This window comes from Streptomyces sp. NPDC002690 (assembly GCF_053592415.1).
In genome coordinates, this window is the sequence record NZ_JBSFVR010000049.1 from 1 (window position 1) to 23,895 (window position 23,895).

General features: G+C 70.7%; 18 protein-coding genes. 5 read left to right on the forward strand and 13 right to left on the reverse strand.

Features of this window, described 5'->3' with window-relative positions; translation table 11 throughout:
• Positions 1 to 175 precede the first annotated feature (175 nt).
• The 3 genes from ACWD3D_RS09715 (at position 176) to ACWD3D_RS09725 (ending at position 3,420) form a co-directional block, all read left to right on the forward strand.
• Positions 176 to 1,207, forward strand: a complete 1,032-nt coding sequence (locus ACWD3D_RS09715) for a DNA polymerase Y family protein (protein ID WP_451460369.1) — start codon at positions 176 to 178, stop codon at positions 1,205 to 1,207.
• Between the two features lie 120 nt (positions 1,208 to 1,327).
• Positions 1,328 to 2,407, forward strand: a complete 1,080-nt coding sequence (locus tag ACWD3D_RS09720) for a DUF3533 domain-containing protein (RefSeq protein WP_451460370.1) — start codon at positions 1,328 to 1,330, stop codon at positions 2,405 to 2,407.
• Between the two features lie 119 nt (positions 2,408 to 2,526).
• Positions 2,527 to 3,420: an alpha/beta fold hydrolase gene (locus ACWD3D_RS09725; protein ID WP_451460371.1), complete on the forward strand. Its 894-nt coding sequence runs from the start codon at positions 2,527 to 2,529 to the stop codon at positions 3,418 to 3,420.
• A 72-nt stretch (positions 3,421 to 3,492) separates the two neighbouring features.
• On the opposite strand, the gene fxsT is transcribed toward ACWD3D_RS09725, so the two are convergent.
• The 5 genes from fxsT to ACWD3D_RS09750 form a co-directional block, all read right to left on the reverse strand.
• A complete protein-coding gene (gene fxsT / locus ACWD3D_RS09730) occupies positions 3,493 to 7,425 on the reverse strand; it encodes an FxSxx-COOH system tetratricopeptide repeat protein (protein ID WP_451460372.1) in 3,933 nt (1,310 codons plus the stop codon).
• On the reverse strand, positions 7,422 to 8,729 hold the full coding sequence (locus ACWD3D_RS09735) for a TIR-like protein FxsC (RefSeq protein WP_451460373.1): 1,308 nt from the start codon (positions 8,727 to 8,729) through the stop codon (positions 7,422 to 7,424). The genes fxsT and ACWD3D_RS09735 overlap by 4 nt, the downstream gene beginning before the upstream one ends.
• A gap of 132 nt (positions 8,730 to 8,861) precedes the next feature.
• Positions 8,862 to 11,126 (reverse strand): radical SAM/SPASM protein FxsBH, inactivated beta-hydroxylase extension form, encoded by a 2,265-nt coding sequence (fxsBH, locus tag ACWD3D_RS09740; RefSeq protein WP_451460374.1) that lies wholly within the window; start codon positions 11,124 to 11,126, stop codon positions 8,862 to 8,864.
• Between the two features lie 51 nt (positions 11,127 to 11,177).
• Complete coding sequence (fxsA, locus tag ACWD3D_RS09745) at positions 11,178 to 11,351, reverse strand: FxSxx-COOH cyclophane-containing RiPP peptide (protein WP_451460375.1); 174 nt, start codon at positions 11,349 to 11,351, stop codon at positions 11,178 to 11,180.
• A 345-nt stretch (positions 11,352 to 11,696) separates the two neighbouring features.
• Positions 11,697 to 12,392, reverse strand: coding sequence for a hypothetical protein (locus tag ACWD3D_RS09750; protein ID WP_451460376.1), 696 nt, complete (start codon positions 12,390 to 12,392; stop codon positions 11,697 to 11,699).
• Positions 12,393 to 12,757: 365 nt separating this feature from the next.
• On the opposite strand from ACWD3D_RS09750, the gene ACWD3D_RS09755 reads away from it, so the two are divergent.
• On the forward strand, positions 12,758 to 13,657 hold the full coding sequence (locus ACWD3D_RS09755; protein ID WP_451460377.1) for a DUF4231 domain-containing protein: 900 nt from the start codon (positions 12,758 to 12,760) through the stop codon (positions 13,655 to 13,657).
• 28 nt (positions 13,658 to 13,685) lie between these two features.
• Here the strand turns inward: ACWD3D_RS09755 and ACWD3D_RS09760 are convergent, their stop codons facing one another.
• From ACWD3D_RS09760 to ACWD3D_RS09795, 8 genes are all read right to left on the reverse strand, one after another.
• The gene (locus ACWD3D_RS09760) at positions 13,686 to 14,165 is read right to left on the reverse strand and encodes a hypothetical protein (protein ID WP_451460378.1); all 480 of its coding nucleotides are present in this window, start codon (positions 14,163 to 14,165) and stop codon (positions 13,686 to 13,688) included.
• Positions 14,166 to 14,406: 241 nt separating this feature from the next.
• Entirely contained in the window at positions 14,407 to 15,306 is a 900-nt protein-coding gene (locus ACWD3D_RS09765) for a S1 family peptidase (protein WP_451460379.1), read from the reverse strand.
• A 256-nt stretch (positions 15,307 to 15,562) separates the two neighbouring features.
• Positions 15,563 to 16,354 carry a DUF1684 domain-containing protein gene (locus ACWD3D_RS09770; protein WP_451460380.1) on the reverse strand — a complete coding sequence of 264 codons (792 nt, stop codon included), beginning with the start codon at positions 16,352 to 16,354 and terminating at the stop codon, positions 15,563 to 15,565.
• Between the two features lie 4 nt (positions 16,355 to 16,358).
• Positions 16,359 to 17,639 (reverse strand): NtaA/DmoA family FMN-dependent monooxygenase, encoded by a 1,281-nt coding sequence (locus ACWD3D_RS09775; protein WP_451460388.1) that lies wholly within the window; start codon positions 17,637 to 17,639, stop codon positions 16,359 to 16,361.
• Between the two features lie 14 nt (positions 17,640 to 17,653).
• Positions 17,654 to 18,730 (reverse strand): LLM class flavin-dependent oxidoreductase, encoded by a 1,077-nt coding sequence (locus ACWD3D_RS09780; protein ID WP_451460381.1) that lies wholly within the window; start codon positions 18,728 to 18,730, stop codon positions 17,654 to 17,656.
• A 105-nt stretch (positions 18,731 to 18,835) separates the two neighbouring features.
• Positions 18,836 to 19,588, reverse strand: a complete 753-nt coding sequence (locus ACWD3D_RS09785; RefSeq protein ID WP_451460389.1) for an amino acid ABC transporter ATP-binding protein — start codon at positions 19,586 to 19,588, stop codon at positions 18,836 to 18,838.
• A 67-nt stretch (positions 19,589 to 19,655) separates the two neighbouring features.
• On the reverse strand, positions 19,656 to 21,500 hold the full coding sequence (locus ACWD3D_RS09790) for an FAD/NAD(P)-binding protein (protein WP_451460382.1): 1,845 nt from the start codon (positions 21,498 to 21,500) through the stop codon (positions 19,656 to 19,658).
• A complete protein-coding gene (locus ACWD3D_RS09795; protein WP_451460383.1) occupies positions 21,497 to 22,408 on the reverse strand; it encodes an amino acid ABC transporter permease in 912 nt (303 codons plus the stop codon). Before ACWD3D_RS09795 ends, ACWD3D_RS09790 begins: the two co-directional genes overlap by 4 nt.
• Before the next feature lie 546 nt (positions 22,409 to 22,954).
• On the opposite strand from ACWD3D_RS09795, the gene ACWD3D_RS09800 reads away from it, so the two are divergent.
• A complete protein-coding gene (locus ACWD3D_RS09800; protein WP_451460384.1) occupies positions 22,955 to 23,887 on the forward strand; it encodes an ABC transporter substrate-binding protein in 933 nt (310 codons plus the stop codon).
• Positions 23,888 to 23,895 lie beyond the last annotated feature (8 nt).

Below are 23,895 nucleotides of genomic sequence, written 5' to 3' on the forward strand. Positions count from 1 at the left end.
CCGCGCTCGCGCTGCTCGGCGGGGAACGCCCGCACCCCACGCCCGCACAGCCGGGACGCACCCTGGCCAACGGCACCTCCGGCGCCCGGCTGCACCCGTACGCCGACCTCCAGCCGGCCGGCAGCCGCTCGGCCGACCTGCGCAAGCTCGGCCACACCAGCCAGGGGAGCGCGGGATGACGGACCCCCGCCCGGCACGCCGCCGCCACATCGCCCATCTGCGCCTGTACGCGCTACCGGACGAGGAACGGTACGCCGGCATCGTCGAGCTGATGTCCGGCATCACCCCGCACGTCCAAGCCGTCCCGCCCGACGCCGTACAGCTGGACCTCACCTCGGCACTGCGGTACTTCGGCCTGCCCCCGTACGACCTGGTCCAGCTGGTCATGCTCCGGCTGCTGGCCCTGTACGGGATCGAGTGCGGGGCGGGGCTCGCGGGCAACCGCATGCTGGCCGCCATGGCGGCCGACGCGTCCGGGCCGGGTGAGACCACGGAGGTCCCCGGCGACCGGGCGGACTCCTGGCTCCGCCCCCGCCCGGTCGCCGCGCTGCCCGGTATCGGCCGCGCCACGGCGACCGCGCTGGGGCGGTACGGCGTGCACACCATCGGCCAGATCGCCGATCTGCCGCCGCTGACGCTCCAGCGTCTGCTCGGCGCCGGTCCCGCCCGGCTGCTGGCCGAGCGCGCGCACGGCCGCGACCCCCGTCCGGTCGTGCGCGAGGAGCCGACGGCCCATCTCTCCGTCGATTCCGTGCTCGACCGGGACTGCCTCGATCCCGGGCTGCACCACCGGGCTGTCCTGGGGCTGGCCGAACGGCTGGGCGGGCGCCTGCGCGCCGGGCACCGGGTCGCCGGGCGGCTGACGCTCACCGTGCGGTACGCCGACCGGACGTCCAGCACCCGGACCCGTACCTGTGCCGAACCCACCGGCCACTCCCCCCTGCTCGCGGGCACGGCCCTGGGACTGCTGGACTCGCTCGGCCTGCAACGTGCCCGGGTGCGTGCGTACACCCTGCGCGCGGACGCCCTCTCCCCAGAAGAGGACGCCCCGCGTCAGCTCTCCCTGGACCCGGCCGACGACCGGTCCCGCGCCGCCGAAGCCGCCTCCGACCGGGCCCGTCGGCGCTTCGGCGCCGGGGCCGTACGGCCCGCGAGCCTGGCCCCCGCACCGTCCGGGGCGCCCCGCAGGCACCCGCCCGCCGCGTGACGGGGGGCGGGGCGCCGGGGGGAGGCCGGGGGCCGGGAAGCCGGTTGCCGGGGGCCCGGCCCTTGCGCCATTCGGCCCGCACCGCCTGCGCGGAGTGCCGGTCGGATCGAGCGTGGGGGCATGAACTTCGCCGGCGAGGTCAGACAGGCCGTCACCCCCCGGGCCGCGCTGCTCGTCCTGGGTGTCCTGGTCCTCCAACTGCTTTTCATCGCCTCCTACGTGGGCGCGCTGCACCGGCCGGTGCCGACCGACGTCCCCTTCGGCGTGGTCGCTCCCCCGCAGGCGTCCCAGCAGCTGATCACCGGCCTGGACGAGCTACCGGGCGGCCCGCTGGACCCGCGCGCCGTCGACGACGCGGCCGAGGCGCACCGGCAGATCATGAACCGTGAGATCGACGGCGCCCTGGTGGTGAACCCGTCAGGCACGACCGACACCCTGTTCGTCGCCTCCGGCGGCGGCTCCGCGCTCGCCACCTCCCTGGAGAAGATCACCACCCAGGCCATGGCACAGCAGCGGCGCACGGTACGGACCGTGGACGTGGCCCCGGCTTCCTCGGACGACTTCGACGGTCTCTCGTCGTTCTACCTGGTCGTCGGCTGGTGCGTGGGCGGCTATCTCTGCGCCTCGATCCTCGCGATCAGCGCGGGCTCCCGGCCGGCCAATCTCCGGCGCGCGCTCATCCGCACCCTGGTCATGGCGGTGTACTCGGTGCTGGGCGGCATCGGCGGCGCGATCATCATCGGGCCCGTCCTCGGCGCGCTGCCCGGCAGCTTCTGGGGACTGGCGGGGCTGGGCGCGCTGGTCGTCTTCGCCACCGGCATGATCACCCTCGCCCTGCAGGCGCTGACCGGCATCGTCGGCATCGGCCTGGCCGTCCTGATCATCGTGATCGCGGGCAACCCGAGCGCGGGCGGCGCCTTCCCGCTGCCGATGCTGCCGGACTTCTGGCGCGCGATCGGCCCGGCCCTGCCCCCGGGCGCGGGCACCTGGGTGGCCCGCTCGATCGCCTACTTCCGGGGCAACGCGGTCACCGGCTCCCTGCTGGTCCTCTCCGCCTGGGCGGTGGCCGGTACGGCCCTGACACTGCTGCTCTCCCTGCGCCACGAGCGGACCCGCGCCGCCGGGACCGCCGGCTCCGGCGCCGGTCCCGGCGCCTCAGGAACCCCGGGAGCACCTCCTGGGGGCGCACACACCGTATGACCCCATTTACCTCCCAACAAGTAGTGCGCATAACGCCTTTGATGACTCATCATCGAAATGAGGCAGCACGCGCCGGGCACACCGCGCCCGGGCAGGCCGGGGATTCGGGGAGGTACGGGGTGCGCAATCGGGTGCGCGTGACGGACGGACGTCACCTGATCGTGGAGCGTCAGGGGGATCTGCAGGGAAGACCGGTCTTCCTGCTGCACGGCACGCCGGGCAGCCGGCTCGGGCCCGCTCCGCGCGGCATGGTCATGTACCAGCGCCAGACCCAGCTCATCACCTACGACCGGCCCGGCTACGGCGAGTCCGACCGGCACCCGGGCCGCACCGTGAGCGACGTCGTCGAGGACGTACGGGCCATCGCCGACGCCCTCGGCCTGGAACGGTTCGCCGTGGTGGGCCGTTCCGGCGGCGCCCCGCACGCCCTGGCCTGCGCGGCGCTGATGCCCGACCGGGTGACCAGGGCGGCCGCGCTGGTCACCCTGGCCCCGTGGGACGCCCCCGGGCTCGACTGGTTCGAGGGGATGGCCGCCTCCAACGTGCTGGCGTACTCCACCGCGGCGGCCGACCCGGACAGCCTCACGAAGTCCTTCATCGTCCGTTCCGCCCAGATCCGGGTCGACCCGGCACGGCTCCTGGACGACCTGCGGCGCGAACTCACCGACTCCGACCGGGTGGTGGTGAACGACGCGGGCATCCGCTCGTTGCTGCTGCGCAACTACAGCGAGGGACTCCGGACTTCGGCGTACGGCTGGATCGACGACGCCATCGCGTTCAGCAGACCGTGGGGCTTCGACCCGGCCGACATCACCTGCCCGGTGATGCTCTGGCACGGCGAGAAGGACGTCTTCTCGCCGGCCAGCCACTCCCGTTGGCTGGGGGGAAGGATTCCGGGCGCGACCACCGTGCTCGAACCGAGCGCGGCGCACTTCGACGCCCTGTCGGTACTCCCGCGAGTCCTGAACTGGCTCCTGGACGAACGTGAGTCCAGCGTCGGTTCGATGAACTGAGCTTCCACCGAAGCCTTTCGACCGCAAGATGAGGGCGGGCCTACCGGATGGTGGCCCGCCCTCACCGCGCGCTCAGACCTGGATCGGCTCCAGCTCCCGCTCGAACCTTCTCCCGTCCCGTGCGATCCGGGTCATCGGATGATCGTCACCGAGCTGACGGGCCAGTTCCGTGACGATCCTCGTCCGCACCTTCTGGGACTCGTCCCGGCGGCCGAGGTCTTCCAGCGTGACCGCCATGTTCCCCACCATGGCCAGCGTCTCCGGGTGCTGCGCCCCGAGAGCCTCCGCGAGCTGCCCGGCGAGGGCCTGCTCCGTCTCCAGTACCAGCTCCTCGTCCCCGAGCGCCGCGGTCGCGTTCGCCAGGTTCATCACACAGAAGAGCGTGTGCGGGTGCTCCCTGCCGAACAGCTCCCGCATCAGGTCGACGACCTTCCGCGACGTCCTGGCCGCCTCCTCCGCCTCCCCCGTGCCGAGCAGGTAGACGGCCAGGTTGTTCTGTGCGGCCAGGGTGTACGGGTGCCTCTCGCCCGGCACCAGCAGGTACTGCTCGACCACCTCTCTCGCCGTGTCCCTCGCCTGGCTGGATTCACCGATCGCGTAGAAGTCGGCCGCCAGGTTCAGGTCACAGGCCAGTGACTCCGGGTTGGCGGACGTGTACTTCGCCCGGTACCTGGCACGGGTGGCCAGCGTCAGCCTGCGGGCGTCCTCCAGCTGCCCCGCCCGGCGCAGCGCCACCGCGAGCGCCTTGGCGGCCGAGAGCGTGCCGGGGAAGGAAGGGCCGAGAGTCCTCTTGAGGCTGTCGTAGACCCGGCTCAGCAGGGCGACCGAGTCTTCGTACCGGCCCACGTCCCGCAGGTCCCGCGCCAGGTTCTGGCCCGACTGGAGGCTGTAGGGGTGCTCCGGACCGAGCACCTCACTGCGCCGGTCGTACACTTCCTGGTCGATCTCCCGGGCTCGCGAGTACTGCCCGATCAGCCGCAGGTTGAGGGCCAGGTTGTTGGCTGCCGCGAGGGTCCGGGGATGCGCGTCGTGGAAGATCTGGCTGAACCCGTCACGGGCCTCGGTGGCCAGCTCGATCGCACGGCTGTACTCGCCGAGCATGCCGAGGTCGGTGGCCAGGCTGCTGGTCGTCATGTAGGTGTGCGGGTGTTCCGGCCCCAGAATGTCGCGCTGGCGCTGGAACGTGATCTCGTCGAGCTCCTTCGCCTCCACGTAACGTCCCCGGGTGCGCAGGATGTTGGAGATGTGGAAGCAGAGGTAGAGGTACTGGATGTCCTCCTTGCCCAGCATCTCCGCCCAGGTGGCGCGGAGTTCGGTGCTCAGCGCACCCGCCGTGCGGACGTCGCCGCGCTTCCAGAGATAGCGGACGCGGTCGATCAGCAGCCTGCGGGTCTCCGGCTCCCCGCAGTGACGGGCCCCGGAGGGTCCCAGGTGCGGCCAGATGGTGGCGAACCGCGCCCAGTTCTCCGGGTTGTCGATCGGCTCGTCGTCGTCCGGCCGGGCCCCCGCCAGGACGCGGTGGACCACGTGCCGGGCCTCCCGCTGCTCCTCCTCGCTGAGCTGCTCCTTGATGATGACCTGCACCAGCCGGTGCACCTGGATCGAGTTGGAGACCTGGTCGACCTTGGCGAGCGCGAAGCGGCCGATCTCCCGGATGACCCTCCCGAGGACGAGTTTCTCCTGGAGGGAGGAGTCGTAGGGCTTGAGCGCCTCGATCATCTCCTTGCTGTACAGGAGGTTCGCGTTGATCGGCTCGGGCGCGAAGAAGGCGCAGAGCTGGAGCAGCCGCACCGCCGCGGGCGACCGCTCCTTGAGACGCTCGATGGAGACGTTCCAGGTGGCGGCCACGGGTTCCGGGTAGCCGGCGGGCTGGTTGAGGGACAGCACCTGGGCGGCCTGTTCCGCGAGCTGGTCCAGATAGGTGTCGACGGGGGTCGCCGTCTCCGCGATCCAGGCGGCGGCCTGTTCGACGGCGAGCGGCAGGTCACCGACCGCGGTGGCCACCCGCGCGGCGTCCTCCTGGCTGAGCCCCGGGGCCCGGCGGCGGAGGTGTTCGACGGACTCCTCGCGCAGGAAGACGTCGACGGGCAGCGCGTCGCCGTGCTGCGACCAGGTCTGGTTGCGGGACGTCACCAGGATGTGGCCGGAGCCGCCCTGCGGGAAGTAGCGTCTGATCCGCTCGGGGTCGTCCGCGTTGTCGAAGACCAGCAGCCACCGGTCGGAGGGCACCCCTCGGCGCAGCAGGTCGACCGCTTCCTTGGAGGCAGCCGCCATGTCGTCGCCGCCCTGCGCTCCCAGCCGGGAGGCGAGTTCCGCGAGTCCGGCGACCACGTCGTCGGTCTGCTCGGAGGCTATCCACCACACCAGGTCGTAGTCGGCCATGAAGCGGTGCACGTACTCCAGCGCCACCTGCGTCTTGCCGACGCCGCCGAGGCCGTACAGGGTCTGCGGCTGGGGCAGCACCACCGCCATGCCGCCGCCGAGCTGGTCGCGCATGCGTTCCAGCACCAGGGACCGGCCGGTGAATCCGGGGTTGCGCGGCGGGGCGTTCCAGATCTTCGGGACCGTGCCGGGGAACCTGGGCCCCGGTGCCGCCCCGTCGGCCAGCTGTGCCGGGCGGTCCAGTGCGCGCAGCAGGGCGGCCACGGCATGGGTCTCGTCGAGCCGGAAGAGGTCGACCGGGTTGCGGTCGATGTAGGACGAGGTGAGTCGGACGTCTCCGACGCGGAACAGGACCTGACGCCGGCCTCCGCCCTGGTCCTCGGCGGCGGCCCGCTGCCACAGCTCCGTGGCGCGCTGGGACTTGAGGTAGGCGCTGGAGAGCAGCACGACGGTACGGGCGGCGGTGTCCGGCGCCGTGGTGGGTGGTTCCCGGTCCTCCCGCTCGGTGGAGACGTCGCGCGGCACGACGCGGAAACCGGCCCGGGTCAGGACGGATTCGATCCAGTCCGCCCACATCCGGTTCTCCGCGACGTAGTTGAGGAAGATGTCGGCGGGGAGGGTGGGCCGGCGCCGGATGAATGCGTCGCGGATGCGCAGCCGGACGTCCTCCGCGACCGCCGGCATGGCGGTGACCTCCTGGTCGGTGATGACCGCCACGAGCCGTTCGAACGCGGAGAGCAGCGAGTTGGAGAGTCCTGCTTCGTCGCCGAAGGTCGCGAGAGTCTCCTCGTACGCGTAGTAGGGGCGGTACGGAATCTCCACCGCGCCCCAGTAGGCGGTGAGTTCGTCGCCCGACAGGTCGCGCGGCAGCCGGTCGAACTTGAAGCGGGCGAGGGCCCGCCCGGCGTCGGCCTTCTCCTTCTCGCCCTCGTCGATGCGCATCGGGACGGGGTAGATGGCGATCGGGCGCCCTGTGTAGCGCTCGGCCATCTGGCGGGCCACGGATGCGGCTCCGTCGATCGACTGGTCGCTGAGGGTGAAGCAGTCCACCAGTACGTCGGGGAGGTGGACAGTGCAGATGTCGGCGATGTCGCTGAGACCGGTACGGCTGTCGATGAGGACGTAGTCGTAGTTGGCCTTCATGTCGTCGCGCAGGGCGTCGAAGAAGTTCCCGCCGCCGAGCCGGTCGTAGAAGTTGTCCCAGTCGAACGTGGAGACGGCGGCGGAGTACTCACGGTTCTGGCGCCCGGCCGAGACGAAGTCGAGCGTTCCTCCCCTGGGGAACTCCCAGCCGAGCGCCTCCGGCGTCAGGGAGACGGCGTGCTGCTGGATGCGCGCGTAGTCGCGGTGCCAGTCGTCGGGACGCTGCACGGGGCTGGTGGCGGCCCAGGCGTAGTCGGTGATGAGGTCGATGACGCCGGTGGTGGCGCCGAGCGTGGCGGGGTCGAGGAAGGGGTGGAAGAACCGGTGCAGGCCCGGTGCCTCCAGGTCCCAGTCGACGGCCAGTACCCGCTTGCCGTTGGCGGCCAGGATCCAGGCGGTGTTGGCCAGGGCCATGGTGCGCCCCGTGCCTCCCTTGTACGAGTAGAAAGTGACGATCCGCCCGTCACGACCGGCTGTCATACGTCCTCCGCTTGCGTCCCAGAGTCGAGCGTGTCGGGTATGAACTGCGTGTTGCCCATGGGGCCCGTCAGTCGGGTGCGTTCACTGTGCCCGCCGCCGATGCCGGGCGGGTAGGCGGTCGCGTTGCGCAGATACTGCTGCGCGGCGACTTCGACGACCTGGGGCAGGATCTGGCCGAACGCCTCCATGCTGGGCACTCCTTTGGCCGCGACGCGGCAGAAGGCGCGTCCCTGGCTCATCTTGACGGGCAGGGTCCGTTCGAGGATCGCCGTGAGTTCCGCCTCCGCGTCCGGGCTCTGTGGGTCGTCCCGGTTCCACGGCACCACCAGAATCACCCAGGGTCTGTCCTCGGCGTCGAAGGCGGCGAGCCTGCGGCGGCGGTCCTCGTCCTGGAGCGCCCATCGGTCGAGTATGAGGATTTCCGGCGTGGTGGGCGCCCGCTTGCCCTCGGACTGTCCGGTGTCCTCGTCGAACGAGCCGATCACCGCTTGGTAGTTGAGCGAGCGTACGAGCTCTTCGGTGACGTACGCCAGTGGGCGCGCGGCGGCCGGATGATAGGGGTTCCAGTCGTGCGGGTTGTCGCCGTAGTAGGCCATGTCCCGCCCGGGCGGAAGATCGTGGCGGGTCGGTGCGGCGATGGTGATCCGCATCGGTTTCGGCGCTCCCGCACCGCTGCTGCGGGAGCCGAACGCGCTGGGGGCGAGTCGGTAGTCGACGGGTCTCCCGGTGTCGATCCGCACGGTGTCGGCGACGGTGACTATGCGCTTGGCCAGCTCGTAGACGGCTCGTTCGTACTCCTGGGCGAAGAGCCTGAGCTTGATCAGCCCGTAGAGACCGTCGCTGACGTAGCGTTCCCCGAAGTCCCGGTGGTTGAACTGGATCCGCTCGGCGGAGCCCGGCAACTGACTGGGCGGCACCGGGACCCAGAGCGCCGGGACGATGGCCTCGGCCGACTGGTTGGAGCGGGCGCGATGATGGATCGCCCGCTGTTCGAAGGCGTACCACTCCTTGCCGCACATCTCACTGGCGAAGTAGCGCGGCGAGAACAGCGGAACGAAGACCCGGCAGGTGGCGAGCACCGAGCCGAGCCGTTCCGACCAGCCCTCGCCGGATCGTATTTCCCGGTCCATGAAACCCGCCGGCGTGCCCGCGGGAAGATCGGTCATGGCCATCACATGGCCGCAGAGATCTTGGAAAAGGCGTTCGACCCACATATCGGGGTCCGTTCCACCGCCGTACCCCGGTGTATGCGCGTAGCTGAGGAAGAAGTACGGCCGATGGTCCGACGCTCGCTGTTGCATCATGCGTGCACACGACCCCCGTCCTGTGTGAGCACCCACATCCGATGCTACGGAGTGAATGCGAGCGAATTCATCATTCCCGAGCGGTAGGCACCCCATCCCCCTTCGCTTCGGTCATTCATCGACCTTTCCCGGTCATTCCTCCTCAAGACTCCGGGGGCTGGTGTACACGTCTGAGCCTGGTGTGCCGCCGAGTTCCTTCCGGAGTACGTCCAGCAGCCGCTTTCCGTGGACGGTCGGTTCCGCCGCCCCGTCCATCATGTCGAGTGCCGCCGACGCGCCGCACGGGAACTCAGGATCGAGCAGTGCGATACCCACTCGTTCGTAAGTCTCGGCCAGCAGACGTGAGAAAGGAACAGCCCCTCCGCCCCAGGGCGACAGATACTCCCAGTCCCCGTCCGCCGCGTACAGGTCCGTGACATCGCCCAGGGCCCGCAGTTCACTCCTGCGGAAAGCACGTACCAGCTCGACCGCCAGTTCGCGGTCGCCGGCGGACGCGGGAATTCCGAGCACTCCGTAGCCGCACGGCAGTTCCGCCTCCGACCCGGTGGCGAGGGGTGTGACGGTGGTCACCGCGGCCGTCATGGCTTCGGCGGACGCCGGAGCCAGCGCCTTGACGAGGCCCCAGGCTCCCGCGAGCGAGCAGCCGAACGCCTCGACGGCTTCCGGGGCCAGCCGGTCCGCGGCGGGGGCCGCGTGACGGTTCCGGTACGGGTCGAGGTCGTCGACGGCCCAGTCCGGCAGACCGTCCACGTCCAGACGCCGCACCCCGCGCCACGCCTCGGTGTCCGGGTCCCCGAGGCCCACGTACAGCACCCCGCCGTCCTCGCGGTCCACCTCGAAGCCGCCGGGAACTCCCCGCACGACGACCGTCCCGTGGTCGCCCGCGCCGCCGAGGGTGAGTTCACCGAGTGTGGGCAGGAAGAGCCTGCCGTCGCGGTAGGTCACGAACACCGCGTCGTCGAGCCCGGCCCGGAGCGTCCCGGCGGCCACGTACGCGGTGAGCAGCAGCGCGTCCGCGGCGGCCCGGTCCGCATCGACGTGGAAGCCCTGCAGGGTCTCCTGGAGCCAGGCGCGGGCGTACGGATGGGCGAGTACCCGATCGAGGCCCTCGGCCCCCGCCTCGGACGACTCCAGGGCACCCACCGCCTCCCAGGCCCGCAGCCAGGGCTCGCCCGCCCGGCCTTCGAGCCGAGCGTGGAGGCCTGCCAGCAACGTCCGTGTCAGCTCCTGCTGCTCGGCGGCCAGACCGGCCGGGCCCAGCAGGGCGGGAGAGACGAGCGCCGACGCCGTTCGGTCCTCGATGCCCCGCACCAGCGCCTCCAGGTCGGCGCAGTACACGGACGGGTTGTCGAACTCGTTGGAGGAGCGGTAGCGGTGGGTGTAGAGCCCGCCGCCGCACGAGCGCACGACGGGGCACCTGCGGCACTCCTCACCGACCCCGGCCAGGCCGAGCTGACGCGCCCGTACCCCAGGATGGGCCGCCACCTCGTCGAAGGAATGGGTGAAGACGTCGAACCCCGTGGCCGCCGCACCGTCGAAGGCGCTCTTGAGCGAGTCGACCTGCTCCAGCTTCCCGTCCGTCTCGACGACGACGAGGTCCGTGGGAGCGAGCCCGAGGGATTCCGTCAGGCTGGGGCCGCCGCAGAGGCTGGAGAGAATGGAGGAGAAGAACCGGACAGGCACCGGACGCCCTCGCTCCTGCCAGCGGTCGAAGACCGTCAGGAGCCAGTCGGCGTAAGCGGTGGGTGAGCCGTCCGGCCTCAGCGGCGGGGTGTCCCAGGTCGCGTGCGGCAGCAGGAAGTCGATCAGAGGCGGTTCAAGTTCCGCGAGTGCGTCGAAGACGGCCACCGGATCGTTGCGGACGTCCACGGTGCAGAGCAGTCCGAGATCGAGATGGCGGTACCGGTCCTGCCGCAGGAGTTCGACGGCTCCGAGTACCAGGGGGTGGCTCGTACGTCCGTCGGCGTACCTGCGATGCCGGTCGTTCGCCGTACGGTCACCGTCGAGCGAGATGCCGACCCTCACGTGGAACTCGTCGAAGAGGTCGAGATACCGGGGGCTGAGCTGAACACCATTGGTATGGATACGCAGGTCCAGCTCAGCGATACCGTTCAGGGCCGAGCCGAGCTCTTCGCAGACCCGGCGCAGCCGCGCGGGCCCCGCCAAGAGCGGCTCCCCCCCGTGCAGGATCACTGAGACAGAGGGGAGACCATGCGTGGCAGCATGCTCGGCCAAGCGTCGGGCGGTCCATGAAATGGCTTCGTCAGAGATCGTTTTCGGCCTTGTGCGCCAGCTCTGATCAGCGTGTTCATAGATGTAGCAGTGATCGCATGCAAGATCGCACCTGCTGTGGACCTTCAAAACGATCTCACGGAAGGGGACCAGGGGTCCTGTCATTCCGCCACTTTAGCCGCCCCGCAGGGGCGACCAAGACCCTACGACGAGACTTCAGAGTGCCGAACTGAAAGTCGAAGTCTGCGTAGAGCGCCCCTCGGAGGAACCGAATACCCGATCGAACTTCCGGGATGCCTCGGCGCCTCGCGCGTCGATCTCGACTAGGGGCGTACGGCTCTTCTTCGCAGCAGCGAAGGAAAGGGGCGTTGCGTTGATCTTCACGGCCATCCTTGGGCTTGGTGACGGACAGTCAGTCGGTTGCCGCCTGCGACGACGCAGCCCGGCGTGACGACTTTACTCTCATCCTGCACAGCCGCGCACTCGGCGCGGCACATGTTAATAGCAGCGAAATCAAGTCGAATTCATCCGCCGGAGTGATCGGTCCGGAGTGCCTCCGCGCACGGGAATGCTCCGGCGCGGAAGGGCGGAAAGAATTCCCCGGGTACGACCAGCGCACGCGCCGGGAAAAAGGGCTGCACGAATCGGATCACCGCGCAACTGTGTGTACACCCGTGCGGCGTAGAACTCGCCCCGCCCCACCCACACCCGGAGGACGGCAGGGAGGCGGAAAGCTCACTCCAGGGGCGCGTGAACCCCGGCGCGGGCGTTCCGTACACAGTCGATCGTCCGCTCGTGGCTGTCGCCCACGACGTCACCGACCCTGAACCGGACGGACAGCTCCTCGACCTCCGTGACCAAGCGCACGGAGAAGGCGCCCACGAGGAGCGTCTCGTAACCACCGCCTCCGACGAGCGGGAATCCGGCACCGAACTCGACGAACTGAAAGTCCTCCGCCACGACGAAACCGGCCTCGCCCAGGAGTGACGCGGCCTCTTCGACGTTCACCCAGCGCCGCTCCCGCGCACCCCGTCCCCCGCCTCCCTCCCTGCCCCTGTCCCCGGGCAGGACCACGAGGTAGTCGCACCGTTCGACCAGCGCGACGTGCGGACCGCCGTTGAACAGGCCCACCCGCCAGGCGGTGGCGTCGCCCTGGAGAAGCCCCTTGCTCCAGACGCCGCGGGACCCGAGATGCGGCCGCGTGGAGCGGGCGTACTGCGCCCTGGCCAGAACCGCCCCCAGCGCGACGGCCAGCAGGCTGCCCAGGATCTGCGCGTCGAGCAGCTGGAGCCGCCAGGGCCAGGTCTCCCGCGCACCGGCGGACACATTGGCCCGCACCGCCTCCCAGACGAGCAGGGCGGTCAGAGCGCCCAGCAGCACCAAGGGGGTGACGAACAGCAGAGGGCTGCGCCGCACCCTGCGCTGGACCATGGCATCCAGAGGGTTCCCCTCATGCTCTCGCCCGCTCACCCGAACCCAGCCCCAATGGTCTGCACAGCACGACATTGTGCCTCAACTTACCTACTCTGCATATGAGTTGAGGAATTCCAGCCTGAGTGAACCTCACGCGACCCATGCACCCCATGTGACGACAAACGGCCGGAAGGCGCCGTTGCAGGGCCGGCGAAAGGCCCCCTACTCTCGTGGACCCGGTCGCACGCGCACGACCCACCGGACCGGGACGCGACGGGCATCCGACCGGTCCCCGGTGAGGAACCGTGCCGCGCGGAGGGGCGACGACCTACATCACTGCAGGCGGGGGCAGCAAGATGGCCATTCCCGGACCACTCCGGTCCATGGTGTTCCGTACCGACGACCTGCCCGAACTCTTCCACCGCACCGACGCCGTCGCGGTCGCCCGGCAGCGGGAGGCGACCAACACGAACCGTGCGCAGCTGGCCCTTCTCGTCCTCGGTGCGGTGCCGGCCGCCCTGCCGTGGGGGGTGGAGGTCGGGGACTCGCTCCAACTGCTGGACCTACTGGGGGCCTTGGCCTACGCCGGGGTTCTGGTCATCACCTTCGTCGCCTCGCACCGCAAAGCAAAGTCGCATTGGCAACTCAACCGCTCCGCAGCGGAGTTCATCAAGTCGAACTGCTGGCGCTACGCCGTGCACGGCTCACCGTTCGACACGACCACGCAGCACCCCGAGGCAGTCTTCGCCAGCAGACTGGAAGAGGGCCTCCAGGAATTACGGAAGGCCGGCTGGAACGATCCCCGCGACGGCCTCGACGGGCCGGACGGCGGCCTCATCACCGAATCCATGCGGGAGTTGCGGGACAAGGCGTACACGGTGCGCAAGGAGACGTACATCCGGGACCGGCTGATCGAGCAGCGGCGCTGGTACCGGAGACGGCAGTTGGTCTCCCGGCGGGGCGCTCTGGTCTGGTCGAGCACGGTGGCCGCGCTGACGGTGCCCGCGCTGACCCTCTGCCTGCTGCAGACCTTCGGGACCGGCCGGTCCTTCGGGTTGACCGGGGTGCTGTCCGCCGCCGCGGCGGGTTGCCTGGCCTGGAACGAGACGCGCCGCCACCACCCGCTGATCTCGGCGCACTCCGTGGTCGAGAAGGATCTGGAGTCGATGCAGGCGGCGATGGAGACCTCGCTCACCGAACGGCAATGGCCGGTCGCGGTCTTCGAGACCGAGCGCATCGTCTCCCCCGAGCACACGGACTGGCTGGCCCGCCACCGTACATGAGGGAACGTCACCTACCTGTGTGCGTCACTCAGTCGCGGCGCACGCCTTCGCGCCAGATCACCGTGACCGGGCGGCCCAGGGCGCGTGCGTAGGTGACGATGTCGCCGGTGCCGCCGAGCCCCCGGGCCGGGAGGCCGTCCCAGACGGCCACGAGCCGGTCGCAGTGGTCGGCGATCCAGGTGCCCGCCGCGTAGTACGCCTCATCGGTGGAGTGCGGGTAGTCGAGCCGGACCTCCCGCCCGGCCAGCGACTTGAGCATGAGGTAACGCGCGAGGTCGTCTTCCTCCTCGAAGCACTTCTCGTAGTCGTCGCTGGGGATCACCGCCGTCAGCCGCGCGCCGCGCGCGAGGGCCAGTTGGGCGAAGAGCTGGTCGGCTCCCACCGCGAGGCTGGAGAGCGCCTCCAACGACCCCCCGGTCACCCGCAGCGCCTCGCACAGGCCCTCGTGCACCTGGGCGTAGGCCGCCGGGGGGATGGAACGGTGTCCTGTCACTCCGATGCGATGCACGGGCCTCGAACCCCCTGGGTGTCTGCGGGAGCCGGAGGGCATCCCCCGTACGGACATGGTGTCCGCCCCCGTCGCTCCTCTGCGTCCGACCGTGCGGCCATCATCCCGCACGGCGGGGGGCGCGCGGGAGCCCCCGTTCGAGGCGAACGGGGGCTCGACGCGGCTGCGGGGTCACGGAACGCGCCACGGGCCGGGTCCATGGGGTCCGTCGGCACTCGTGGGCACCGGCGGACCCGTCGGATCAGAAGACACTGACTCCGTACGCGCTCAGTGCTTCGGTGACGGGCTGGAAGAAGGTCGTGCCGCCCGAGGTGCAGTCGCCGCTGCCGCCCGAGGTGAGGCCGATCGCCAGGGTGCCGGAGTAGAGCGGGCCGCCGGAGTCGCCGGGCTCGGCGCACACGTTGGTGCGGATCAGACCGGAGACGATCTCCCCGTTGCCGTAGTTGACGGTGGCGTTGAGGCCGGTCACCGTGCCGCTGTGGATGCCGGTGGTGGAGCCGCGGCGGGTCACGGACTGGCCGACGGTGGCGTTGGCCGCGCCGGTGATGTCCACACTGCCCACGGTGCCGCTCTTGGTGACGCTGCTGTTGGTGTACGTCACCAGGCCGTAGTCGTTGCCCGGGAAGCTGGAGCCCGAGGTGGTGCCGAGCGTGGTGGTGTGGGCCGAGTTGGACCACCAGGTGCCCGCGCCGTCGGTGCAGTGCCCGGCGGTCAGGAAGTAGTAGGTGCTGCCGCTGCGGACGTTGAACCCGAGCGAGCAGCGCCAGCTGCTCGCGTAGATCGCGTCGCCGCCCGAGATCAGCTTGCTGAAGGTGCCGGCCGTGCGCTCGACGCGCAGGGCGCCCGCCTCGTCTCCCGCCGTCTCCTTGATCTTCGCGATCTCGGCCTGGGTGACCGTGCTGTCCACGGTGACGACGAGGTGCTTGGTGGCGGGGTCGACACTCCAGGCGGTGCCCGGGACGTCGGCCGCGCGCACGGCGTCGCTCGCGCTGGCGAGCTGGGCGGTGCTGTACGTTCCTGCCGAGTCGGCGTTGGCCGCGGGGACGGCGAGCGCCGCTACGGCGATCAGACCCGCGGCGACGGCGACGACCCTGCCGCGTCTGGCGGTGGTGCTGAGGGGGGTGTTGCGCTTGATCCTCACTTCGCGTTCCTCCAAGGGGGAATCAGGGGCCCGTCCGTGGGGTGGCGGACCCGTGAGGCGCAGTCAGGCGTCGGACTTCCGACAGATGTTCGCTATGCGGATGCCGTGTTCCTGACAAGCGCTGGTTGGGAGTATTTGGGACCGGCCGCGCGCGGCGCAAGGGCGCCTTTCGGCCGCCCCGGGCCGTACGGAACGAAGAGATGCACCGGCCCCGGCAGCGTGCGGGCCACCGGGGCCGGGGCGGTCGAACGCGACCTCAGCCGTCAAGACGCTTCCGTTCCCCCGCCGGGACGGCGATCGGGAGGGTGTTGCCCGGCGGCGGGAAGGGGCAGATGAAGTGATCGGCGAAGGCGCAGGGCGGCAGCAGGGCGCGGTTGAAGTCGACCGTCACCGAGCCGTCCGCCGCCGGGGCGGCCGGCCTCAGGAAGCGGAACCGGAAGCTGCCCACGCCGCTGGTCGCGTCGGCGAAGACGATCCACAGCGAGCCGTCCGGTTCGACCGCGGCCTGGAGGGTGTGCTCGGCTCCGTCCACGACGAACGTTGCCTCGCCCGCGAGTTGGAGACCGCGCTCGACACCGTCGGCGTTCTTCACCCGGACGGTGCGGTCCTCGTACCGGCGGAAGGTGCCGGACAGACTCCAGCGCGCGTCGTACGGCGTCGCCTCGATCGACCTGAACGCGTGGCGGTTCGGCGTCGCCGGGTCGAAGTCCCGTACCGCCCAGAGACCCTCGCGGCGCAGCACGAAGAACCGCCGTCCGCCGAGGGCCACCCGGGCGTCGTCGACCGGCCCGGAGTCCGGGCCGAGACGGATGTCGCCGGTGAGCGGCTTGCCGTCGACGGTCAGGCCGTCCTCGGGGCCGGCGGTCAGCACGAGATCGTCGCCGTCCGTGCGCCACTCTCCCGGGACGGCCGGAATTCGCCCTTCCGGGTAGTCGGCGAGCCAGTGGGTCCCGGCCAGCGAGAGCGGCCCGTAGGGTGCCGCCACCGCGGCGGTGCGCCCCTCGTGCCAGCTCTGCCACTCCTGCCGTGCGTTCGCGTTCTTGCTCATGCGCTCAACCTTTCCATACGGGTTCAGCCAGCCCGAGGTGTGCCCGCAGGGTGGAACCGGTGTACTCGGAGCGGAACGCTCCGCGCTCCTGGAGGAGGGGGACGACCCGGTCGACGAAGTCGTCCAGGCCTCCGGGAGTGAGGTGCGGCACCAGGATGAAGCCGTCCGCCGCCTTCTGGTCGACGAAGGCGGTCAGTCCGGCGGCCACGGTCTCCGGGCTGCCGACGAAGGACTGCCGGGTGGCGCTCTCGATCACGGTCTCCCGGATGGAGAGTCCCTTCTCCTCCGACAGCGCCCGCCACTTCGCGGCCACGGCGAACGGGTCGGCGACCCGGACCCTCCCCTGCACGAACCCGGTGTCCGGCTCGGGGTCGGCCGAAGGGAACGGCCCGTCGGGATCGTACGCGGACAGGTCTCGGCCCCAGACCTGTTCGAGAGCGAGGATCGCGTTCTGCGGGGAGACCTGGAGGCGGCGGATCTCGGCGGCGTACTGCTGGGCATCCGCGTCGGTGTCGGCGACCACCACCGTGACACCGGGCATGATCTTCAGGTCGTCGGAGTCCCGGCCGTACTTCGCCAGCCTCCCCTTCACGTCGGCCCAGAAGGCGCGTCCGGCCTCCAGGGTGCCGTGCCGGGTGAAGATGACGTCGGCGGCACCGGCCGCGAACTCGCGGCCCTCGTCCGAGTCCCCGGCCTGGATGACGACCGGATGCCCCTGCGGGGAGCGGGGGACGGTGAACTCGCCGGAGATGTCGAAGTGCCGGCCCTGGTGCACGAACGGGCGGGGTGTCCCGTCGGGAGTCCAGGAATCCCACAACTCCCGCGCTGTGGCGACGAATTCGGCGGCCCGGGTGTAACGGTCCGCGCGGTCGAGGAAGCCGCCGCGGCGGAAGTTCTCGCCGGTGAAGGCGTCCGAGGAGGTGACCACGTTCCACGCGGCGCGACCACCGCTGAGGTGGTCGAGGGTGGCGAACCGGCGGGCCAGCTCGTACGGCTCGTTGAAGGTCGCGTTGACCGTGGCGGCGAGCCCGAGCCGGTCGGTGACGGCGGCGAGGGCTCCCAGCACCGTGAGGGACTCGGGCCGCCCGACGACGTCGAGGTCGTGGACGCGCCCGTCGTACTCGCGCAGCCGGAGCCCCTCCGCGAGGAAGAAGAAGTCGAACTTGCCGCGCTCGGCGGTCCTGGCCAGGTGTGCGAAGGAGGCGAAGTCGATCTGGCTGCCGGACCGGGGGTCCGACCAGACCGTGGTGCTGTTGACGCCTGGGAAGTGGGCGGCCAGATGCATCTGCCGGTGCTCGGTCATCGTCGCTCACCCGCCGTCCGGGCGAGTGCGTAGCGGCTGGCGGGGCGGGCGAGGCCGAGGTGCTCACGGAGGGTGTGGCCGGGGTGGAAGGTGCGGAAGAGGCTGCGGTGCTGGAGGAGGGCCACGGTTCCGTTGACGATCCTTTCGAGGTCGCGGGCCGGAGTGATGGGGGTGAGGTGGAACCCGTCCGCCGCGCCCGCCCGGTACCACTGGGAGATGAGTTCGGCGAGGTCCACCGGGCCGCCCCGGAAGTAGGTGCCGTGGCCGGCCAGCGGCGGACCGCTCTCCAGCCCCGGTTCGGGCGCGGTCTCCGCGTCGCCGAGGTCGACCGCGAGCGCGACCAGCACCCTCAGTTCGCGCGCCGGGCGGCCGTGCGCGGCGGCCAGCCGGTGGACGTCCGCCCGCGCGGCGGCTGCCTGCTCCGGCGAGGTGGCCCGGATGTGCACGACGTCCGCGTGGCGGGCCGCGACCGCCCGTGCGGGGGCGGTGGTGCCGTCGATCACCGTGACGGGCCGCCCCTGCGGGGGCCTCGGCACGATGGCGGGGCCGCGTACGGAGAAGTTCTCGCCCTCGAAGTCGATGTGGTGCACCTTGTCCCGGTCGATGAACCGGCCGGTGGTGATGTCCCTGATCTCGGCGTCGTCCTCCCAGCTGTCCCAGAGCCGGGCGCCCGCGTCGGCCGCCTCCCCCGCCTCGCGCCACAGAGCCTCGGCGGGCGCGGCCGAACGCCGCCCGAAGAGCCGGGCCACGGCCTCGGTCGACGACACGTCGGCACTCCAGCCGGCCCGGCCCCGGCTCACCCAGTCCAGGGTGGCGACGGCGGACGAGACGTGGAAGGGCTCGGTGTGCGTGGTGTCGACGGTCGGGACGAGTCCGATCCGGTCGGTGGCGGGCGCGATCCGGGCGAGCACGGAGAGCGCGTCTGGTCCGGGCCGGGCGAAGGAGTCGCCGAGGGTCACGTAGTCGAGGGCACCGCCCTCGGCGAGCCGCGCCAGACCGAGGTAGTGGTCCGGCTCGTATCGGGGCGGGCCACCGATCTCGGCGGCCAGATGGAGGGGTCTGCCGGTGGTCATGCGGGCCTTCCGGGGTCTGATCGTAGGGGGAGGTGTCGTGGGTTCGAAGGCGGGTGCGGCAGGAGCGGGCGGGTGCGGCCGAGTGCCTCAACCGCCTCCCACGGCCTAAAGCACCTTGGAGAGGAACGCGCGGGTGCGCTCCTGGGTGGGCCGGTCGAGAACCTCGGCGGGCGGCCCCTGCTCGACGATGCGTCCCTCGTCCATGAAGACGACGGTGTCGGCCACTTCACGGGCGAAGCCGATCTCATGGGTGACCACGATCATGGTGGTGCCCTGCTCGGCCAAGTCCTTGATCACGTCGAGGACCTCGCCGACGAGCTCGGGGTCGAGCGCCGAGGTCGGCTCGTCGAAGAGGAGCAGCTTCGGCTCCAGTGCGAGGGCGCGCGCGATGGCGACCCGCTGCTGCTGTCCGCCGGAGAGCTGCCGGGGGTAGGCCGACGCCTTGTCGGCGAGGCCCACCCGCTCCAGCAGCCGCTCGGCCGTGGCGATCGCCTCGTCCCGGGGGCGGCGCAGCGCGGAGACGGGCGCTTCGATGATGTTCTCCACCACGGTGAGGTGGGGGAAGAGGTGGAAGCTCTGGAAGACGAACCCGATCCGGGTGCGCCGGCGCAGCACCTCGCGCTCGCGCAGTTCGTACAGCTTGTCGCCGTCCCTGCGGTAGCCGATGAGGTCGCCGTCCACGGTGATCCAGCCGCGGTCGGCCTTCTCCAGGTGGTTGATGGTGCGCAGCAGGGTCGATTTGCCGGAGCCGGAGGGGCCGAGGACGACGGTCACCTCGCCGGGCCGGACGGTGAGGTCGATGCCGCGCAGCACCTCGGCCGAGCCGAAGCTCTTGTGCAGGGCGCGGATCTCGACCATGGGGGGCGTTTCGGTGGTGGTGAGTGACATGGCGTTTCCTCGGACGTGTTGCGGGCGACGGGCGTTGTCAGACACGGCCCAGTACGGGGTGGCCGGCGAGGGCGCGCAGGAAGGTGAGCGCCGTACGGGCGGTGGCGTCGTTCTGGCCGAACGCGGGGCCTCCGGTGCGCGGCCGGGTGAAGGCGCCCGACGCGCGTGCCGTGGTGAAGGGGCCCAGGGCGAAGCGGCGGGGGTGGGTGGTGCCGTCGCGGTCCTCGATCGCGCCGTCCAGCGGGGAGACCTGGAGGAGGCCGTTCACGGTGACGGCCGCCCCGTCCTCGTACAGTCCGCGCAGGAGTGGGCTGGTGGTGTGGTGCAGGGAGGGTGACGGGAGGCGTGCCTCGACGAGTGCCCGGGCCTCGGTGCGCGCGCCGGGGACGGTGGGGCTGCCCGCCCGGAAGACGCCCTGCTCCTCGTCGGTCTCGACGGTCATGTCGGCGCCGAGGAAGCGGACGACTCCGGCACGGGAGAGCGCGATCAGCTGTTCGAGCCGGGGGCCGGGCGGGCCGGAGGCGATGTAGCTGAAGAACCCCTGCCAGCTGTCGCCGGTGTCCCCGAGGGCCATCAACTGCACGTAGGAGGAGAGGAGTCCGAAGAACACGGCCAGATCCGGGGAGTGCGCCGCGTCATGACGCCGCGTCAGATCTGCCGTGATGTGGTCGCGCAGGGCCTCCTGGAGCGCTTCCTGGTCGGGGAGGGTGATGCCCTTCAGGGGCCGGTCGAGCGCGTCCAGGTCGAGGCGGTCCGCCGGATCGGGTACGGACCGGGCCACCAGAGCCGCGAGTTCGGCGCTGTCCGGCTCGGCGGTTTCGTAGCCCTCCTGGAACTCCTCCCAGCCGACGGTGGTGCGCTCGGGGTGCGCGGTGAAGAGCCGGTGATAGTGGGCGTGGGCGAGTTCCCGGGCGACGAGCGGCCAGACGTCCCGCCGGAAGTCCAACGGGCCCGGAGCGACGAGGAGTTCCTTGACGCGTTCAGGACCGAGGTGGTGCGGCAGCGGCGGGCGCTCACCCTCCCAGCCGTAGCCGATCTTCGAGCGGTACGGGACTCCGCGCCGCGACCCGACGTACAGGACTGGTTCACGTCCGGACGGGTGGTAGACGCCGTCCTCGTACCGGCCGCCGCGGCCTTCGGTGAGGAGCACCATCAGGTCCACGAAAGCCAGTCCGAAGCCCCGGACGACGACGGGTTCGCCCGGGCGGAGTGCGCCGAGGTCGGTGTCGGCGGTGAAGTCGGGCGGCAGGTGCACCAGTTGGTGGCGGAGCGCGAAGGCCGACAACTCTGCCTGCTCGTCTTCCAGTTCTGCGTCCAGATGGCCGACCGTGAGGACGACGAGGTCGGCCAGGAGGGGTTCGGTGCGCCCTTCCAGCCAGACCCGCTGCCGCCCGTCGCGCGGGCCGGTGAGGCGCAGGGCCCGGGTGGTGTGCTCGTGCACGGTGATCTTGGCGGGCAGGGCGGCGACGGACTCCTCGTAGAACCAGCGCAGGTAGACGCTCTGGAGCCGGCGGGTGGGGAAGTCCTGGCCGGTCAGGGCGTGGATCTCCGCGAGGACGGCGGGTTCGGCGTCGACGGTGATGCGCCCCGCTCTGACCTCCTCCGCCCATACGTCCAGGGCGGGCCCCGGTCTGACCGGGCCCTCCTGCCGCACCGTCTCGTCGGTGAAGACGGTGACGTCCTGGGCCATGGAGTTCATCCAGAGCAGCGGGGACTGGTCGTGTCGCCAGACGCGCCCGCCGCCGGCCGGATGGGGGTCCACGAGGTGGATGTCCAGCGGCGCGTCGGCGTACAGCTCGGCGGCGTTGGCGGCGATGCGCTCGATCAGTCCGGTGCCGCGGGGTCCGGCGCCGATGACGACGAGGGTGGGTACGGGGGTCATCGGGCGTCCGCCGTTCCGCGTGCGTAGTAGCGCTCGACGTAGTGCTGGCCGACGCTGAGGAGGGAGGTGACGACGACGTACCAGATGGTGGCGACCAGCAGCAACGGGATGATCTGGTAGGTGCGGTGGTACACGAGCTGCACGGAATAGAGCAGGTCCTGCACGGCGATGATGCTGACGATCGAGGTGCCCTTGAGTGCGCCGATCAGCATGTTCCCGGCCGGCGGCACGATGGACCGCATCGCCTGGGGCAGCACGATCCGGCGGAACCTGCGCCAGGGGCCCAGGCCCAGGGACTGCGCGGCCTCCAACTGCCCGCGCTCCACGGAGAGGATGCCGCCGCGCACCACTTCGGCGGCGTACGCGGCTTCGTGCAGGGTGAGTCCGACGACGGCGACGGTGACGGGGCCGAGCAGGTTCACGGTGTTGACCCCGAGGATCTCGGGGTAGAGCGCGCCGATGTTGAACCAGAACAGCAGCTGGACCAGGATCGGAGTGGACCGGAACAGCCAGACGTATCCCCAACTGGTCGCTTGCAGAACGCGGTTGCCGGACAGGCGCATCACCGCGAGCAGGGTTCCCAGGGCGAAGCCGAGCACCATGACGACGGCAGTCAGCCAGAGGGTCAGGCCGAGCCCTCGCAGCACCGATTCGGTGGTGAAGTACTGCCCGACGACGTCCCATTGGAAGGCGTCGTTGCGGACCACGGAGGCGAGGACGAGGCCGAGCAGGACGAGGACGACCGCGGCGGCCACCCACTGGCCCGTGCGGCGCACCGGGACGATGCGGGGCACGTCGTCCGTGCCGGTGTGCTCGGACCGGGGCGGGTCCGCCACCGATTTCGGCTCGGAGGAGCGGGACGTGGAGGAGAGGGACGCCGAAGTGAGGGAATCTGTCTGCGCGGACATGCTGGGGCTCCGTGGATGCGGGATCGAACACGGGGCGCGGCTTCACAGCGAGCACGAGGCGGACCAGGCCCCTCAGCACTGGTCCTCCCTTGAGATAAGCGGCGTACGCGCTCCGCTGTCAAGCCTGTCCACACTGTGGGCCTCAGCCGGGCGGCAGTTGACGCACCACCGAATGCCTGTTCAACTGGGCGCATGTATTCGCAGCAGTGGCTGGTCACCCGCTCCCACATCGACTTCGGTCGTGTGTGGTCCTGTTCCTGTTGAGCTGACGCCCTGCTCCTCCTCGCACGCTCGCGCCTTCGCGCGTCTTCGAGCGTCCCTCCCTGCGTGACTTCACCCGCACGAGAGCACCCTCCCCTCCCCTCGTACCACTGACGACCTCCCGCTCCGCCCCGCGCTGCCCCAGGGCCGTGTCCGGCGGGGCCGGTCGGCATACCCCGGTACATCCACAACGCCCTCTTGAACCAGCACGCCCGGCACGTCCGGCACGCCTCGGCGCGTCCGGCGCGTCCCGGCGCGCCCCGACGAATCTGGAGCAGCCTCGCCATGCCCCGTACCCGGCACACCGTCACCTTCGCCCTGATCACCGCCGCCACCCTCGCCCTCGCCGGGTGCGGAACGGGCGATCCCACCACGGCGCAGGCGGCCGGCACCGCCGCCGCGGACACCCCGAAGAACGACGTGGTGTCCGCCGTGCGGAAGGACGACGCGTCGGCGGCCCTGCTGCCCGCCGACGTCCGCTCGGCGGGAACGCTGAGAATCGCCAGCGCCGTCGGCGCACCGCCGGGAGCGTTCTACGAGGCGGACGGCAAGACCCTGTCCGGGGCGGACATCGACTTCGCCGACGCGGTGGCCCGCAAGCTGGGTCTGAAGCTCCACCGCGAGGTGGCCTCCTTCGAGGCGATCCTGCCCGCGCTCGGCAGCGGCAAGTACGACCTGGGCACCGGCAACTTCGGCGTCACCGACGAACGGCGCGCGACCATCGACTTCGTCACGTACATCAACGACGGCCAGGGCTTCGCCGTACGGAACGACAGCAAGCTGAAGGAGGTCACCGACCTCACCCAACTCTGCGGGCTGAAGGTCGCCACCGGGGCCGGAACGACCTTCGAGGTGACCTTGGAGAAGAACAAGGGGCTGTGCTCCGCGGCGGGCAAGAAGCCCTACACCGTGCAGACCTTCGCCGATCCGACCTCCATCTGGATCGGTCTCCAGCAGGGCCGGATCGACGTGGTGATGTCGACCATCAACGGGTTGCGCTACGCGGTGACCCAGCAGAAGGACGTCCGCTTCCTCAACGAGTTCAAGCGGCTCGACGTCGGTTTCGCCTTCAAGAAGGGCACCCCGCTGGCCCCCGCCTTCCAGGCCGCGGTGAACAGCCTCAAGCAGGACGGGACCTACGACCGCATCCTGAAGAAGTGGGGCACCACCGAGTCGGCGATCGAGACCTCGCAGATCTCGCCGCCCGAGATCAAGTGAGCCCGTCC